The 15,018-nt window shown below is 60.0% G+C and carries 13 protein-coding genes; 11 read left to right on the top strand and 2 right to left on the bottom strand.

Features of this window, described 5'->3' with window-relative positions; translation table 11 throughout:
• Window positions 1–76: 76 nt before the first annotated feature.
• The 10 genes from VSS37_RS12205 (at window position 77) to VSS37_RS12250 (ending at window position 12,191) form a co-directional block, all read left to right on the top strand.
• Window positions 77–1,069 carry a PhoH family protein gene (locus VSS37_RS12205; protein ID WP_324695608.1) on the top strand — a complete coding sequence of 331 codons (993 nt, stop codon included), beginning with the start codon at window positions 77–79 and terminating at the stop codon, window positions 1,067–1,069.
• Window positions 1,029–1,514: an rRNA maturation RNase YbeY gene (gene ybeY / locus VSS37_RS12210; protein ID WP_324695610.1), complete on the top strand. Its 486-nt coding sequence runs from the start codon at window positions 1,029–1,031 to the stop codon at window positions 1,512–1,514. Before VSS37_RS12205 ends, ybeY begins: the two co-directional genes overlap by 41 nt.
• Window positions 1,511–2,383: a CorC family transporter gene (locus VSS37_RS12215; RefSeq protein WP_324695611.1), complete on the top strand. Its 873-nt coding sequence runs from the start codon at window positions 1,511–1,513 to the stop codon at window positions 2,381–2,383. Before ybeY ends, VSS37_RS12215 begins: the two co-directional genes overlap by 4 nt.
• Before the next feature lie 36 nt (window positions 2,384–2,419).
• A complete protein-coding gene (gene lnt, locus VSS37_RS12220) occupies window positions 2,420–3,964 on the top strand; it encodes an apolipoprotein N-acyltransferase (RefSeq protein ID WP_324695612.1) in 1,545 nt (514 codons plus the stop codon).
• An 83-nt stretch (window positions 3,965–4,047) separates the two neighbouring features.
• Window positions 4,048–5,079: an amino acid ABC transporter substrate-binding protein gene (locus VSS37_RS12225; protein ID WP_324695615.1), complete on the top strand. Its 1,032-nt coding sequence runs from the start codon at window positions 4,048–4,050 to the stop codon at window positions 5,077–5,079.
• Window positions 5,079–6,053 (top strand): amino acid ABC transporter permease, encoded by a 975-nt coding sequence (locus VSS37_RS12230; RefSeq protein ID WP_324695617.1) that lies wholly within the window; start codon window positions 5,079–5,081, stop codon window positions 6,051–6,053. Before VSS37_RS12225 ends, VSS37_RS12230 begins: the two co-directional genes overlap by 1 nt.
• 1 nt (window position 6,054) lies before the next feature.
• Complete coding sequence (locus VSS37_RS12235) at window positions 6,055–7,101, top strand: amino acid ABC transporter permease (RefSeq protein WP_324695619.1); 1,047 nt, start codon at window positions 6,055–6,057, stop codon at window positions 7,099–7,101.
• A gap of 1 nt (window position 7,102) precedes the next feature.
• Window positions 7,103–7,855, top strand: coding sequence for an amino acid ABC transporter ATP-binding protein (locus VSS37_RS12240; RefSeq protein WP_445971483.1), 753 nt, complete (start codon window positions 7,103–7,105; stop codon window positions 7,853–7,855).
• A 97-nt stretch (window positions 7,856–7,952) separates the two neighbouring features.
• Complete coding sequence (locus VSS37_RS12245; protein WP_324695622.1) at window positions 7,953–9,071, top strand: efflux RND transporter periplasmic adaptor subunit; 1,119 nt, start codon at window positions 7,953–7,955, stop codon at window positions 9,069–9,071.
• Between the two features lie 3 nt (window positions 9,072–9,074).
• Window positions 9,075–12,191, top strand: a complete 3,117-nt coding sequence (locus VSS37_RS12250) for an efflux RND transporter permease subunit (RefSeq protein ID WP_324695623.1) — start codon at window positions 9,075–9,077, stop codon at window positions 12,189–12,191.
• On the opposite strand, the gene VSS37_RS12255 is transcribed toward VSS37_RS12250, so the two are convergent.
• Together VSS37_RS12255 and VSS37_RS12260 are read right to left on the bottom strand one after the other, a co-directional pair.
• Entirely contained in the window at window positions 12,179–13,525 is a 1,347-nt protein-coding gene (locus VSS37_RS12255) for a TrkH family potassium uptake protein (protein WP_324695624.1), read from the bottom strand. The two genes, VSS37_RS12250 and VSS37_RS12255, sit on opposite strands and share 13 nt — an antisense overlap.
• Before the next feature lie 17 nt (window positions 13,526–13,542).
• The gene (locus tag VSS37_RS12260) at window positions 13,543–14,205 is read right to left on the bottom strand and encodes a potassium channel family protein (RefSeq protein ID WP_324695625.1); all 663 of its coding nucleotides are present in this window, start codon (window positions 14,203–14,205) and stop codon (window positions 13,543–13,545) included.
• 247 nt (window positions 14,206–14,452) lie between these two features.
• Between VSS37_RS12260 and VSS37_RS12265 the strand changes: the two genes are divergently transcribed.
• On the top strand, window positions 14,453–14,998 hold the full coding sequence (locus VSS37_RS12265; protein WP_324695627.1) for a helix-hairpin-helix domain-containing protein: 546 nt from the start codon (window positions 14,453–14,455) through the stop codon (window positions 14,996–14,998).
• Window positions 14,999–15,018 lie beyond the last annotated feature (20 nt).

Below are 15,018 nucleotides of genomic sequence, written 5' to 3' on the forward strand. Positions count from 1 at the left end.
GTGGTTGAACCTTGGTGATGCTGTCACTATACTTTCTGTTTTAATAATTAACGGCTTTTCAATCTGCTTGACCACCATGACAACGACTGGAACGGAGAGTGACAGGCACACCGTCCAGGTTGAGCTTGAACCTGCTGACACTGCCCGCTTGATGAACCTTTCCGGCCAATTTGACCAGCACTTGCGCCAACTGGAAAATCGTCTGGGCGTTGAAATCAACAACCGTGGCAATCTCTTCCAGATTACCGGCTCGCCCCAAACTACCCAGCTTGCCGTGAGGCTGTTGCAGGATTTGTATCGCGAGACCGCCGATTCAGTCCTGAATCCGGAAAGCATCCATTTGTTTTTGCAGGAAGCGAACCTCGACAAGGTATACGCGAACACCAGCGATGATGTGCGCATCCGCACCCGCCGGGGCTTCATCAAGCCCAAGGGCATGGCGCAAAGCCGCTATATCCAGAATATCCGCACCCATGACATCACCTTTGGCGTCGGCCCGGCGGGCACTGGCAAGACCTGGCTGGCGGTGGCGTGCGCAGTCGAGGCGCTGGAGCGTGACGAAGTGCGCCGTCTGGTGCTGGTCAGGCCAGCGGTGGAGGCGGGGGAGCGTCTCGGTTTCCTGCCGGGCGACCTGTCGCAGAAGATCGACCCGTATTTGCGCCCGATGTACGACGCCCTGTATGAAATGTTGGGCATTGAAAAGGTCAACAAACTGATTGAGCGCAATGTCATCGAGGTTGCACCACTGGCCTATATGCGCGGGCGGACGCTGAATGACGCTTTCATTTTGCTGGATGAAGCGCAGAACACCACCGCCGAACAGATGAAAATGTTCCTGACCCGGCTGGGGTTTGGCTCCTCCGCCGTGATCACCGGGGACATCACCCAGATAGACCTGCCGCGCCACCAGAAGTCCGGCCTAAAACAGGCGGTGGAGATTCTCGACGGGGTGCAGGGCGTCAGTTTCAATTTCTTCGGCGGGCGCGATGTGGTGCGGCACAAATTGGTGCAAAAGATTGTGGAGGCGTATGACAGCTATGACCTTGCTGCTCGACATCCAGAACCCTGAGGGCTTTACGGATATTCCCGCCGATGCGGAGTTGGCGTGCTGGGCGCAGGCCGCCTGGCAGGGCGAAGGCGAAGCGGGCGTGGTGGTGCGGGTGGTGGCGGAGGCGGAAAGCCGGGAGCTGAACCACAGCTACCGCGCCAAGGATTGCCCGACCAATGTGCTGTCGTTTCCCTATGATCCACCCTTGGTTCCACTGGAGGATGGCGAGGCGGATTACCTTGGCGATTTGGTGGTTTGCCAGCCTGTGATGCGGCGTGAAGCGCAGGAACAGGGCAAAACTGTGCCGCAGCATTGGGCGCATTTGCTGATACATGGCTTGTTGCATTTGCAGGGCTACGACCATATAACGGACGCCGAAGCCAGCGAAATGGAAGCCCTGGAAACTGAAATCCTGGGCAGGCTCGGCTTTCCCGACCCTTACCAGCTATCCCCAGAGGAAAAATGAAAACTGATACAGGTGAGTCGCGACCTCGACCGCGATGGAAACAGTGGCTAATAGAAAAATTTGACCTTACTTCCCAAAGCCGGGAAGACCTGATGGATGACCTGCAACGGGCCAACGAAAAAAACCTCCTCTCGGGGGAAACCGTGGGGATGCTGCAAGGGGTGCTGGAATTTGGCGCGCTACAGGTGCGTGACATCATGGTTCCGCGCTCACAGATCAATTTCATCTACCATGAAGACCGTTTTCCCCAGATTCTTGAACGCATTGCGGAAAGTGAACATTCCCGCTATCCGGTGGTGGATGAAGACCGTGATGACCTGGTCGGCATCCTGCTGGCCAAGGACTTGCTCAAATACATTGGGCGGGAACAGGAGTTTGCGATCGACGACATTATCCGCCCCGCCCTGATTGTGCCGGAAAGCCAGCGCCTCAACCGGCTGCTGACCGAGTTCCGCAATACCCGCAACCACATGGCGGTCGTCATTGACGAGTATTCCGGAGTTTCCGGGCTGGTGACGTTTGAGGATGTGCTGGAGCAGATCGTCGGTGATATCGACGATGAACACGATGACGAAGAAGATTCCGCCGCCAATGTGACGCCGCAGGGCGATGGCCGTTACATTGTGGAGGCCATGACCCCGATCGACGAATTCAATGCGGTGGTGGGCACGGCTTTCGACACCGACGAGTTCGACACCATTGCGGGCATCGTCATCAACGAACTGGGGAAAATTCCCCGCCAGGGGGAGGAAACCATCCTGGACGGTTGGCTGTTCCGCGTCCTGCGCAGCGACTCACGCCGTATCCTGCTGTTGGAAGTGTTGCCCAACACGGATTGTCATATTCCCGAAGAAACGCCTGCGTTATAATCCCGGCACATTTGCATTGGCTGGATTATTGACAAGATGCTGTTGTTCCGAGATTCCCTGTCGAAGTTTGATTACCTGCTGGCGGCGCTGGCGGGGGCAGTCATGGCGCTGGCGTTTGCGCCGTTTGAGCTGCGCCCGTTTGCCTGGCTGTCGCCTGCGGTATTGTTCTGGCTGAACCTGAAAAGCATGCCCCTGGGGCGGCGTTTGCGGTTGAGCTGGGCATTCGGCGTCGGCATGTTCGCCGGTGGGGCGCACTGGATTTATGTCAGCATCCACTTTTTCGGTGGGGCGAATGCCTTCATCGCCGCTTTTATGGTGGCAGTGTTTGTGATGCTGATGGCGCTGTTCATGCTGGTGTTCGGCTGGTTGGCGTCGTATTGCGGGCGCTTGCCGACAGCAGTCCGGCTGCTGGCGGCATTCCCGGCCATCTGGGTGCTGACGGAATGGTTTCGCGGCTGGTTCCTGACAGGCTTCCCCTGGCTGCAACTGGGGATCACCCAGGTCGACAACTGGCTGGCGAATTACGCCCCGGTCACCGGCGTGCTGGGGATCAGCTGGCTGGTGGCGCTGGGCAGTGGCGCGCTGGTGCTGATCGTGCTGGGAACCCTGCGGGAGCGGGCCATCGCTGCCGCTCTGGTGGTGGCGACGGTGGCGGTTGGTTTTGGCCTGGGGCAAATCCGCTGGACACAGCCAACCGGGGAGCCGCTCTATGTCAGCATGCTGCAAGGCAATGTCGACCAACTGACCAAGTGGGAGCCGCAATTCCGCAATGAAAACATCCAGGCTTACCTGAACCTGATGGATCCTGACCGTTATCCGGATGTGGAGCGTTCGCACCTGGTGATCTGGCCGGAAACGGCGCTGGCGGACTTTTTCCCGCGTTCGCTGGATGTGCTGGAGCCGTTGCAGGATTGGGCGCGGGAAGCCAAGGCCGACCTGTTGGTTGGCGGGTTCTACCTCAACCGGGACACCGAGGCCGTCTACAATGCGGTGATGGCCATCGGTGGTGACCGGGATGTGGGGAAATCCATCGAAACGAGTGAAAACGTCTACGCCAAGAAGCACTTGGTGCCGTTCAGCGAGTACATTCCGCTGCTGAAATACCTGCGCTTCCTGGAAAGCATCATCCGCCTGCCGTATGACAATGTCACCGCCTGGGAAGGCCGGGGCAATCTGGTGCTGGCGGGCCAGCCGATGCGCCTGTCGGTCTGTTACGAAGATGTCTATGGCGAAGAGCTCATCCAGGGTTTGCCGGAAGCGACCATGCTGGTGAACGTCAGCAATGACGGCTGGTTCACCGGTTCCATTGAACCTGCCCAGCACGCTGAAATTGCCCGTATGCGGGCGTTGGAAACCGGGCGTTTCCTGCTGCGCGCCACCAATAACGGCGTCAGCGCCATCATCAATGAAAAAGGCAAAGTGCTGAAAACGGGCCCGCAATACGAGGCGACCGTCATTTCCGGTTACGCCGTACCGTTAAGCGGCACCACCCCCTATGTGCGGACGGGCAACTGGCTCATCATTCCATTGATGTTGATTTTACTGGGTGTTCCGCTGTTGCTGGCGCGCCGTAAGCCTTGATCGCTAGGGCAACTTTACTTGCTGGCGGCTTGTTGTTTAAATCAATCCTCTTCCCGTTGAACAATTTGCCAAGGAACACCACCATGTCTAACCATCCCCTTCCCCGCTGGCTGGCGGGTTTCGCCTTATGCGCCGCCGCCCTCTCGAGCCTCCCTGCCCATGCTGGCAAAACCCTGGATGCGGTCAAATCGCGCGGTCAACTGGTGTGTGGCGTGAATGTGGCGCTGGCGGGTTTTTCTTCCGCCGACAGCAATGGCGCGTGGAGCGGGCTGGATGTGGACTACTGCAAGGCGCTGGCCGCAGCCATTCTTGGTGACGCCAACAAGGTGAAATGGGCGCCACTGAATGCCCAGCAGCGCTTTACGGCGTTGCAATCCGGCGAGATCGACATCCTCTCGCGCAACACCACCTGGACGCTGACCCGCGACGCCTCGCTGGGGGCGAACTTTGTCGGCGTGATGTATTACGACGGCCAAGGCTTTATGGTCCCCAAAAAGCTGAAGCTCACCAGCGCCAAGCAGCTCGATAACGCCACGGTGTGCGTCCAGTCCGGCACCACCACGGAAAAGAACCTGACCGATTTCGCCCGTGTCAATAACCTGAAAATCAAGCCGCTGGTGTTCGAAAAGAACGAAGCCGCCACGGGTGCCTACCACAGCGGGCGCTGTCAGGCGTACACCACCGATGCCTCCGGGCTGGCAGCGGAGCGCGCCATTTCCAAGAATCCTGACGAAGACATGATCCTGCCGGAAATCATTTCCAAGGAACCCTTAAGCCCGCTGGTGCGCCGTGGCGACGATGAGTTCTTTGCCATCGCCAAATGGGTGCGCAATGCCCTGGTCGAGGCGGAAGAATACGGCATCACCCAGGCGAATGTGGATGAGATGAAAAGCAACGCCGACCCCAACATCCAGCGCATCCTGGGCGTCAGCGAGGACATGGGCGGGCTGCTGGGGCTGGACAAGGAATGGGCCTACCGCGCCATCAAGGCAGTCGGCAATTACGGCGAAATCTTTGAGCGCAACGTCGGCAAAGGTTCCCCGCTCAAGCTGGAGCGCGGCCTTAACAGCCTGTGGAACAAAGGCGGCATCCTCTACGCCGAACCGATCCGCTAATGGGGTTTTGGCGTAACCGGACAATACGCGGGCAGCTTTACCAAGCGGTGGCGCTGTTGCTGGTGGTGGGCTGCATCCTGATCCTGGCGGACAACACGCTGGAAAACATGCGTGTCCGTGGCATCCAGAGCGGCTTTGGCTTCCTGCAACAGCCCGCTGGGTTTGACATCAGTGAAAGCCTGTTCGGTTACGATTCCACCCAGCCGTACTGGAAAGCGTTCCTGACCGGGGTGGGCAACACCCTGAAAGTGGCGCTGCTGGGCATTGTCCTGACCACGCTGCTGGGCGTGTTGCTGGGTGTTGGGCGGTTTTCCCACAATATCCTAGTCCGCAGCCTGTGTCTGGCGTATGTGGAAACCTTCCGCAATGTGCCGCTGCTGCTGCAATTGCTGATGTGGTATCTGGTGTGTGTGCAACTGCTGCCGGATGTGGTGGATGCGGAGCCTTTCCTTGGCTTCTACCTGAGCAAGGCCGGACTGGCGCTGCCTGTCCCCGTGTGGGGGCAGGGCTTGCACTGGGATGTGCCGGTCAAGGCGGGCTTTGGCATTGACGGCGGCGTCACGCTGTCGCCGGAATTCCTGGCCCTGTTGCTGGGGCTGACGCTGTATACGGCGTCGTATGTGGCGGAAATCGTGCGCAGCGGCATCGCTTCCGTCCCTCGCGGGCAGCGGGAAGCGGCGCTGGCGCTGGGGTTGAGCCGCTCCCAGTCGATGCGCCTAGTCCAGTTGCCACAGGCGTTGCGCGTGATCATCCCGCCCATGACCAACCAGTACCTGAACCTGACCAAGAACTCTTCGCTGGCGGTGGCGGTCGGTTATCCCGACCTGGTGTCGGTCGCCAACACTTCCATCAACCAGACCGGGCGGGCGGTGGAATGCATCGCCGTGATCATGGCCGTCTACCTGGCGCTGTCGCTGCTCACGTCGGCGTTCATGGGCTGGTACAACCGCCGTGTGGCGATCAGGGAGCGTTGAGATGCTGGCCTGGTTGCGCACCAATCTGTTCAACAATGTATTCAACAGCATCGTGACCCTGTTGCTGGGGACATTGCTGCTGTACGCACTGATGCAGGCGTGGATCTGGGGCGTCGGCCATGCGGTGTGGGTGGCGGACGCCGAGGCTTGCGGCGCTGTCCGGGGTGAGGGTGCCTGCTGGGGCGTGGTGGCGGAAAAATACCGCATCATCATTTTCGGGCGCTACCCGTTCGGGGAGCAGTGGCGGCCCTTGCTGGCGACCCTGCTGCTGATGGCGTTGTTGGTGGCAAGCTGCATGCGCATGTTCTGGCGGCGCTGGCTGGTGGCGGTGTGGGTGGTGGTGCTGGCGGTGTTTTTCATCCTCATGCATGGCGGCGCATTGGGGTTGTCGGTGGTGGAAACCCGTTTGTGGGGCGGCTTGCCGCTGACCATCCTGCTGGCTTCCTTGTCGGTGGTGGGCGCTTTCCCGCTGGCGGTGCTGCTGGCGCTGGGGCGGTTGTCGGATTTGCCGGTGATCCGGGTGTTGTGCACGGTTTATATCGAGCTGATCCGGGGCGTGCCGTTGATTTCGGTGCTGTTCATGGCGTCCTTCCTGTTTCCGCTGTTCATGCCGGAAGGGTTCACGGTTGATGTGCTGGCGCGCGTGCTTGTGGCGATGGTGCTGTTCGCCGGGGCGTATCTGGCGGAAGTGATCCGTGGCGGCTTGCAGGCGATCCCGCGCGGGCAGTATGAGGCGGCGGCGGCGTTGGGCCTGTCTTACTGGGGAATGCAGCGCCATATCATCCTGCCGCAGGCGCTGGCGACCGTGACGCCGGGGATCATGAACAATTTCATTTCCACCTTCAAGGACACGTCGCTGGTGACGGTCGTCAGCTTGTACGAACTGACCGGCTCGCTGGACTTGGCGGTGAACAGTGACACCAACTGGCTGCCTTACAAGCTGGAGGGTTATTTGTTCATCGCCGCCATTTATTTTGTATTCTGTTTCAGTCTGTCGCGCTACAGCCGCTGGGTCGAGCGTCAGGTCAACCGGGGGAGGGCGCATTAGGATGTCTGCAACGCAATCGGCTCACATGATCGAATTCGCCAAAGTCAACAAATGGTATGGGCAGTTCCATGTGCTGCGCGACATCGACCTGCAAGTGCGGCAGGGTGAACGCATCGTCATCTGCGGCCCGTCCGGTTCCGGCAAGTCCACCCTGATCCGCTGCGTCAACCGGCTGGAAGCGCACCAGCAGGGCAAGCTGACGGTGGATGGGCTGGAACTCAGCGACGATATGAAAACCTTGCACGCCATCCGCCGCAAGGTCGGCATGGTGTTCCAGCAGTTCAACCTGTTTCCGCACCTGACAGTGTTGGAAAACCTTACGTTGGCGCCGGTTCATGTGGAAAAGATGCCGAAACAGGCCGCACAGGAGCGGGCGATGCTGCAATTGCAACGTGTGCAGATCGCCGAACAGGCCGACAAATACCCGCTGCAACTGTCCGGCGGCCAGCAGCAGCGTGTCGCCATCGCCCGTGCCTTGTGCCTGACGCCGCAGATCCTGTTGTTCGACGAGCCCACTTCCGCGCTTGACCCGGAAATGATCAAGGAAGTGCTGGATGTCATGACTGAACTGGCGGAGCAGGGCATCACTATGCTGTGCGTCACCCACGAGATGGGTTTCGCCCGTTCGGTGGCTGACCGGGTGATCTTTATGGATCAGGGACAGATCGTGGAGGAAAATAACCCGCATGATTTTTTCAACCATCCGCGCAATGAGCGCACGCAGGCGTTTCTGGCAAAGATTTTGGCGCACTGACGGCCAGCACTATGCCCCTGAAACCCTGATATGTGGCAACCGTGGCACATCCTTTGGCAGTTCTCGCCAACACCCTCCAGGTTAAAGCAGGAAACCTATGAAACCTATCGTCAAGCTTGCCCCGTTCACCGCGCTGTTGCTGGTTGCATCCCTGCTCGGCGCTTGCGGCAAGGCGCAAGAGGCTGACAAAAAAGCAGCCCAGAAAGATATTGAAGTCGGCGTGGTCACCCTGCAACCGCAGCGCGTGGCCCTGACCCGCGAACTGCCCGGTAGGGTGAGGCCGGTGGAAGTGGCGGAAGTCCGCCCGCAGGTTGACGGCATCATCCTCAAGCGCCTGTTCCAGGAAGGCGGCCAAGTCAAGCAGGGTGCCCCCCTCTACCAGATTGACAGCGCCACCTACCAGGCTGCGGTCGACACCGCCCAGGCGCAACTGGCCAAGGCCGAGGCCGCCCGTGAAGACGCCAGCAACAAGGCGCGGCGCGGCCAGTCGCTGGCGGCGCGCGGGCTGGTCAGCCACGACAGCCAGGAAGATCTGGTGACGGCGCAGAAACAGGCTGAAGCCGATGTCGGTGTGGCGCGCGCCGCCCTGGAAAGCGCCCGCATCAAGCTGGCCTACACCCAGGTCAAGGCACCCATCAGCGGTTTCATTGGCAAGTCCAGCGTCACCGCTGGCGCGCTGGTGACTGCCAACCAGAGCAGCGCGTTGGCGACCATCCAGCAGTTGGACCCGATTCTGGTGGACATTTCCCAGGAAGGGATGGACGCATTGCGCAGCGAATTTCAGGATTCCGCGCCGGTTGCGCTGACCTTGCCTGACGGGAGCGCTTATCCGGAAACCGGGACGCTGGAATTCGCCGACCTGACGGTGGACGCCAATACCGGGGCCATCACGGTGCGTGCGCGTTTCCCCAATCCGCAGCGGAAACTGTTGCCGGGCATGTTTGTGCGCACCAAGCTTGAGGCCGGGGTGAAGCAGGACGCCCTGCTGGCCCCGCAGCAAAGCCTTGTCCGCAAGGCCAATGGCGACGCCAGCGTTTGGGTGGTGAAAGCCGACCACAGCCTGGAGCAGCGTGTGGTGCAGGCGGTGCAGGCCGTTGGCGACAAATGGTTGGTGGAGAGTGGCCTGAAAGCGGGTGAACAGATTGTGGTGGAAGGGCTGCAAAAGATCAGGCCGGGGGTCACGGTCAAGCCGGTCATGGTCGGCAAGGAGCAATGAGTTATGTCCCGTTTCTTTATTGACCGCCCCATTTTCGCCTGGGTTATCGCCATCACCATCATGCTGGCGGGGATTCTGGCTGTCCCCAATTTGCCGGTGGCGCAATACCCTGACATTGCCCCGCCGACCATTTCGATCAGCGCCACTTACCCCGGCGCTTCTGCCAAAACGGTGGAGGACTCCGTCACCCAGATCATCGAACAGAAGATGACCGGGCTGGATGGCCTGCAATACATGTCCGCCACCAGCAGTGCGGCGGGCGGCACCAGCATTTCCCTCAGCTTTATCGCCGGAACTGACCCCGACATCGCCCAGGTGCAGGTGCAGAACAAGCTGCAACTGGCCGTGCCGTTGCTGCCGGACGCTGTGCAGCAACAAGGGGTGAAGGTGGCGAAAAGTTCCACCGGCTTCCTGCTGGTCATCGGCTTCATTTCCGAAGACGGCAGCATGAACCAAACTGACATTGCCGATTACATCGTCACCAATATCCAGGATTCGGTCAGCCGGGTGGAAGGCGTGGGCGACACCCAAATGTTTGGCGCGGCGTATGCGATGCGCATCTGGCTGGACCCGTTCAAGCTGAACAATTACAAGCTGACGCCGGGTGATGTGAAAAGCGCCATCCAAAGCCAGAATGTGCAAGTGTCCGCCGGACAACTGGGAGGTACGCCCGCCGTCCCCAACCAGCAGTTGAATGCGACTGTCACCGCGCAATCGCGCCTGCAAACGCCGGAACAGTTCCGCGCCATTGTGCTGAGGACTTCAGCGGACGGCGGGGTGGTGCGCCTCAGCGATGTCGCGCGGGTGGAGCTGGGCAGTGAAAACTACGATGTCATTTCCCGCTACAAGGGCAAGCCTGCCTCCGGGTTGGCGGTGTCGCTGGCCAGCGGGGCGAATGCCCTGAGCACATCCGAAGCGGTCAAGGCCAAACTGCACGACCTGGAAGCCTATTTCCCCAAAGGTTTGCAGGCGGTGATCCCGTATGACGCTTCGCCGTTCATCAAGCTGTCGATTGAGGGCGTGGTCGAGACCCTGCTGGAAGCCATTGTGCTGGTGTTCGTGGTGATGCTGGTGTTCCTGCAAAACTTCCGGGCGACCCTGATCCCGACCATCACCGTGCCGGTGGTGCTGCTGGGAACCCTGGCGGTGCTGGAAGCGGCGGGTTATTCCATCAATACCTTGACCATGTTCGGCATGGTGCTGGCGATAGGCCTGCTGGTGGATGACGCCATTGTGGTGGTGGAAAACGTCGAGCGCCTGATGGTGGAGGAAAAGCTTTCGCCACGTGACGCCACCCGCAAATCCATGGAACAGATCACCGGGGCGCTGATCGGGATTGCGCTGGTGCTGTCGGCGGTGTTTGTGCCGATGGCGTTTTTCGGCGGTTCGACCGGGGTCATTTACCGGCAGTTTTCGATCACGCTGGTGGCGGCCATGAGCCTGTCGGTGCTGGTGGCGCTGATCCTGACGCCAGCCTTGTGCGCCTCCCTGCTCAAGCCGCCGAAGGCCGGGCATGGCGAACATGGCTTCTCCGGCTGGTTCAACCGGGGCTTTGACCGCAGCAGCCGGGGTTACCGGGGGATTGTCGGGCGCATGGTGGGCAAACCTCTGCGCCATTTGGTGGTGTATGGTTTGCTGCTGACGGCGCTGGCCATCCTGTTCATCCGCCTGCCGACCTCGTTCCTGCCGGATGAAGACCAGGGTTCCTTGTTTGTGATGATCCAGTTGCCGCCGGGCGCGACCCAAGAGCGCACCCTCAAGGTGATCCAGCAGGTTGAGCAGTATTTCCTGACCGAGGAAAAGGATGTGTTGAGCAGCCTGTTCGCCATTGCGGGGCGGGGGTCTGCGGGCAGCAGCCAGAATCTGGCGCGCGCATTCGTGCGCCTGACCGACTGGTCGCAGCGCAAATCGCCGGACAAGTCGGCGCAGGCGGTGGCGGCGCGGGCGATGAAAAAACTGAGCAGCATCCGTGACGCCAGGGTGGTGGCGCAGGCGCCGCCTGCGGTGCGCGGTCTGGGCAGTGCGGCGGGCTTTGACCTGGAATTGCAGGATCGCGGCGGGTTGGGGCATGACGCTTTGCTCGCCGCCCGCGACACTTTCATCAAGCAGGCGTCGCAGAACCCGGAACTGACCGGGGTGCGCGCCAATGGGCAGGAAGACACCAGCCAGTACCAGATTGACATCGACATCGTGCAGGCGGGCGCGCTGGGCGTGTCGGTTGCCAGCATCAATGACACGCTGTCCACCGCCTGGGGCGGCTCCTACGTGGGTGATTTCATCGACCGGGGACGGGTGAAAAAGGTTTATGTGCAAGGTGAATCCTTCAGCCGCATGTTGCCGGATAACCTGGATTTGTGGTTCGTGCGCAATGCGCAGGGGGAGATGACGCCGTTTTCCGCTTTCGCCAGCGGCAAGTGGGTGTTCGGCTCACCTTTGCTGGAACGCTACAACGGCATGTCCGCCACTGAAATCACCGGCGCGCCAGTGACGGGGGTCAGCTCCGGCACAGCGATGCGGCTGGTGGAGGACATTGTCAAATCCTTGCCGCCGGGCATTGGTTACGAATGGACGGGCATGTCCTATCAGGAACAGATGTCCGGGGCGCAGGCGCCGCTGCTGTACGCCATTTCCATGCTGGTGGTGTTCCTTGCGCTGGCGGCGCTGTATGAAAGCTGGTCGATCCCGTTTTCTGTCATGCTGGTGGTGCCATTGGGCGTGGTGGGTGCCTTGCTGGCGACGTATCTGCGCGGTCTGAGCAATGACGTCTATTTCCAGGTTGGGTTGCTGGCCACCATCGGCCTGTCGGCCAAGAATGCGATCCTGATCGTTGAGTTTGCCAAGGAGCTGATGGAGCAGGGCTATGGCCTGATCGAAGCCACGCTGGAGGCGGTGCGGATACGCTTGCGCCCGATCTTGATGACGTCGTTCGCCTTCATGCTCGGCGTGCTGCCGCTGGTGATCAGCACCGGGGCTGGCTCCGGCAGCCAGCATGCGGTGGGCACTGGCGTCATGGGCGGCATGTTCGCCGCCACGGTGTTGGGGATTTTCTTCGTGCCGGTGTTCTTTGTGGTGGTGCGGCGGATTTTTCCCGCGTCTAACAAGGCTGATCAGCCCAAGTAGACTTGGCTGGCCGGGTAGCGTATCCGGGGTGGCGTTTGGGTGGCGAGGAAAAAGCCCAGCGTCAACGGGCCTACCCGCCCGATGAACATCAGCGCCATGATGATGGTGCGCCCTGTCGTGTCCAGTTGTCCGGTAACGCCGCGTGACACGCCGACCGTGCCGAGGGCGGACACCGCCTCGAACAGCAAGTCGAGGAAGTCGCCGTCATGGGCAAGCGTCAGCAGGAACATGCCCAGCATGATGGTCAGCAGGGTCAGCACCGTCAGGGCCAGCACTTTCAGCAGTTGTTCCAGCCCGATGCTGCGGCCAAAGGCGTGCAGGCTTTGCTGCCGCCGGAAAAACGCCAGCGTCGCCAGCAGCAGGATGATGAAAGTCGTCACCTTGATGCCGCCAGCGGTGGAGGTGCTGCCCCCGCCGATCAGCATCAGGGAAATGAACATCAACACGGTGTTGTCGTGCATTCCGGCCAGATCGATGCTGTTGAAGCCTGCCGTCCGGCTGATGACGGCCTGAAACCAGCTGGCCTGCCACTTGTCGAAAGCGTCCGCCATGCCGCCCAGGGTGCGGGGGTTATGCCATTCCAACCATGCAAACAACACGGTCGAGCTGACCAGCAGCATGGCCGTACCCACCAGCATCAGCTTGGTGTGCAGCGAAAACCGCCGCCACTGGCGTAGCTGGAAAATGTCGGCGATCACGGTGTAGCCCAGCCCGCCGACAATCACCAGCATGGGGATGGTGAAATTGACCAGCGGGTTGCCCGCCCAGCGCGTCATGCTGTCCGGGAACAGGGCAAAGCCTGCGTTGTTGAAGGCGGAAATGCTGTGGAACAGCGCCTGCCACAAGCCGGTTTCCCAGCCGAATTCCGGCACCGTCACGAACGCCAGCAGCGCCATGCCGCCCAATTCGCACACCAGCACTACCCGCAGGATGACCCGCAACAAGCGCATCAGTTGCGTCACCGAGGTTTGGTTCAGGTCTTCACGCAGGAAAATATGGTGCGACATGCCAACCGGCAGCCCCAGGGTGGCCAGCACCAGCACCGCAAAGGTCATGATGCCGAGCCCGCCCAACTGGATCATCAGCAGGATGAAAGCCTGCCCGGCCAGGGTGAAGCCGCTGCCGGTGTCGACGACCCCCAGCCCGGTGACGGTGACGGCGGACACCGAGGTGAACAGCGCGTCCCCCCAGCTGATGCCATGCGGGGTGGCAATGGGCAGTTTCAGCGCCAGCATGCCCAGGACAATCAGGATGGCATAGGCCAGCGCGAGCAGGGCTGGTGGCGGCAGGCGAATGACACGCTGGGTGGCAAGTGAGCGGAGCAGGGTAAACATGATGGTTCCCGTGGCGTTTAGATGCTGTCGCTGAATTTTCGGAAAGCCGAGCGCCGACCCAGGATCAGCAGCTTATCCTCTGGTTGCAAGCGCGCTTGGTTATCCTGGCAGGAAATGTATTCATTGCCGCGCATCAAGCCCAGGCAGCGCAATTCGAATTCCTCCTCCAGCTTGAGCGAACCGATAGCCGCTCCGTTGAGGCGCTCCGGCATGATCATATTGACGACATGGAAGCCATTGCCGAGGCTGACGTAATCCCGCACCAGCGGGTTGTGCAGCATCTGGGCGATATGCTGGCCGACTTCCTCTTCGGGGTGCACAATCCGGTCAGCGCCCAGTTTTGACAGGATGCGGTGATGGGTGCGGCTGATGGCTTTCACCCAGATGGTTTTGACGCCCAGCAGCCGGGCGTTCATGGTGCACAGGATATTGGCTTCCAGATTTTCGCCGACCGCCACCAGCACCACGTCGTAGTGGCCGATCCCTGCTTCCCGCAGGGTCTGTTCGTCACGTCCGTCGGCGATAATGGCTTCCGATAGGGTGTCGGCCAGACGGCTGACCCGTTTTTCATCCAGGTCGATGCCCAGCACATGGTTGCCGAAACGCATCAGGTCGGTGGCGACCGTGCTGCCGAAGGTTCCCAGCCCGATAATGGCGAAACTTTTGTATTGGGGGGCCATGTTGTTCTCCGTATTGCTGATTTGGATTCCGGCCTTGTTTGACGGCTGCTACTTTATGCCAGTTTCTGCCAAATAATCAAAGCACGATCAGACTGGCCGGAGTAAGGCTGCGATAAGCGCTTTTATGTCGGAATGGTTAAAAATGTTCAAAATATGAACATTTTTTTCATCATTTCGGGAAGACCCTAATGTTACGATTTTATGACGCTAATTTATGTCATGGGAAAGAACAATAGGAGATTCCAAGATGGAACAAGATCTTACTGCTGTAAAGTACGTAGGCCCGGCCACTGCAAAACGTCTGGCGGAGCGCGGCGTCGCCACCATTGGGCAACTGGCGGCCATGCCAGTCGGGGAGTTGGCGGAGGTTCCCGGCATTGGCGCGGGCACTGCCCCGCTGATCCTGGCGAGCGCACAGGCCATTTTGAACCCGCCAGCGCTGGAAGATGGCGTGGAGGAAATGCTGTCGGCAGATGTCGTGGACATTTTTGCAGAGGATGTGGAAGACACTGCCGATCAGGAGGCACCCGTTGCCGATATGATTGAAGATGATGCAGGGGGGCTGGTCAGCCAGGAAGTGCTGGAGGCTGTGATTGTGGCGGTGGCAGCTTCCCCACATGCAGCCAAAAATACCAAGAAACGCGCCAAGAAGGCTAAAAAAGCCGCCAAGAAGGCCGCTAAGAAAACCAAAAAGCTAGAAAAGGAAACGAAGAAAGCCATCCGCAAAGCGGAAAAGAAAGCCAACAAGAAGGCTAAAAAAGCTGCCAAGAAAGCTAAAAAGAATCAGGAATAACCATACGGGCGTAAGTGATA

Origin of the sequence: Candidatus Thiothrix phosphatis (assembly GCF_035668035.1) — a bacterium.
Lineage (GTDB): Bacteria > Pseudomonadota > Gammaproteobacteria > Thiotrichales > Thiotrichaceae > Thiothrix > Thiothrix phosphatis.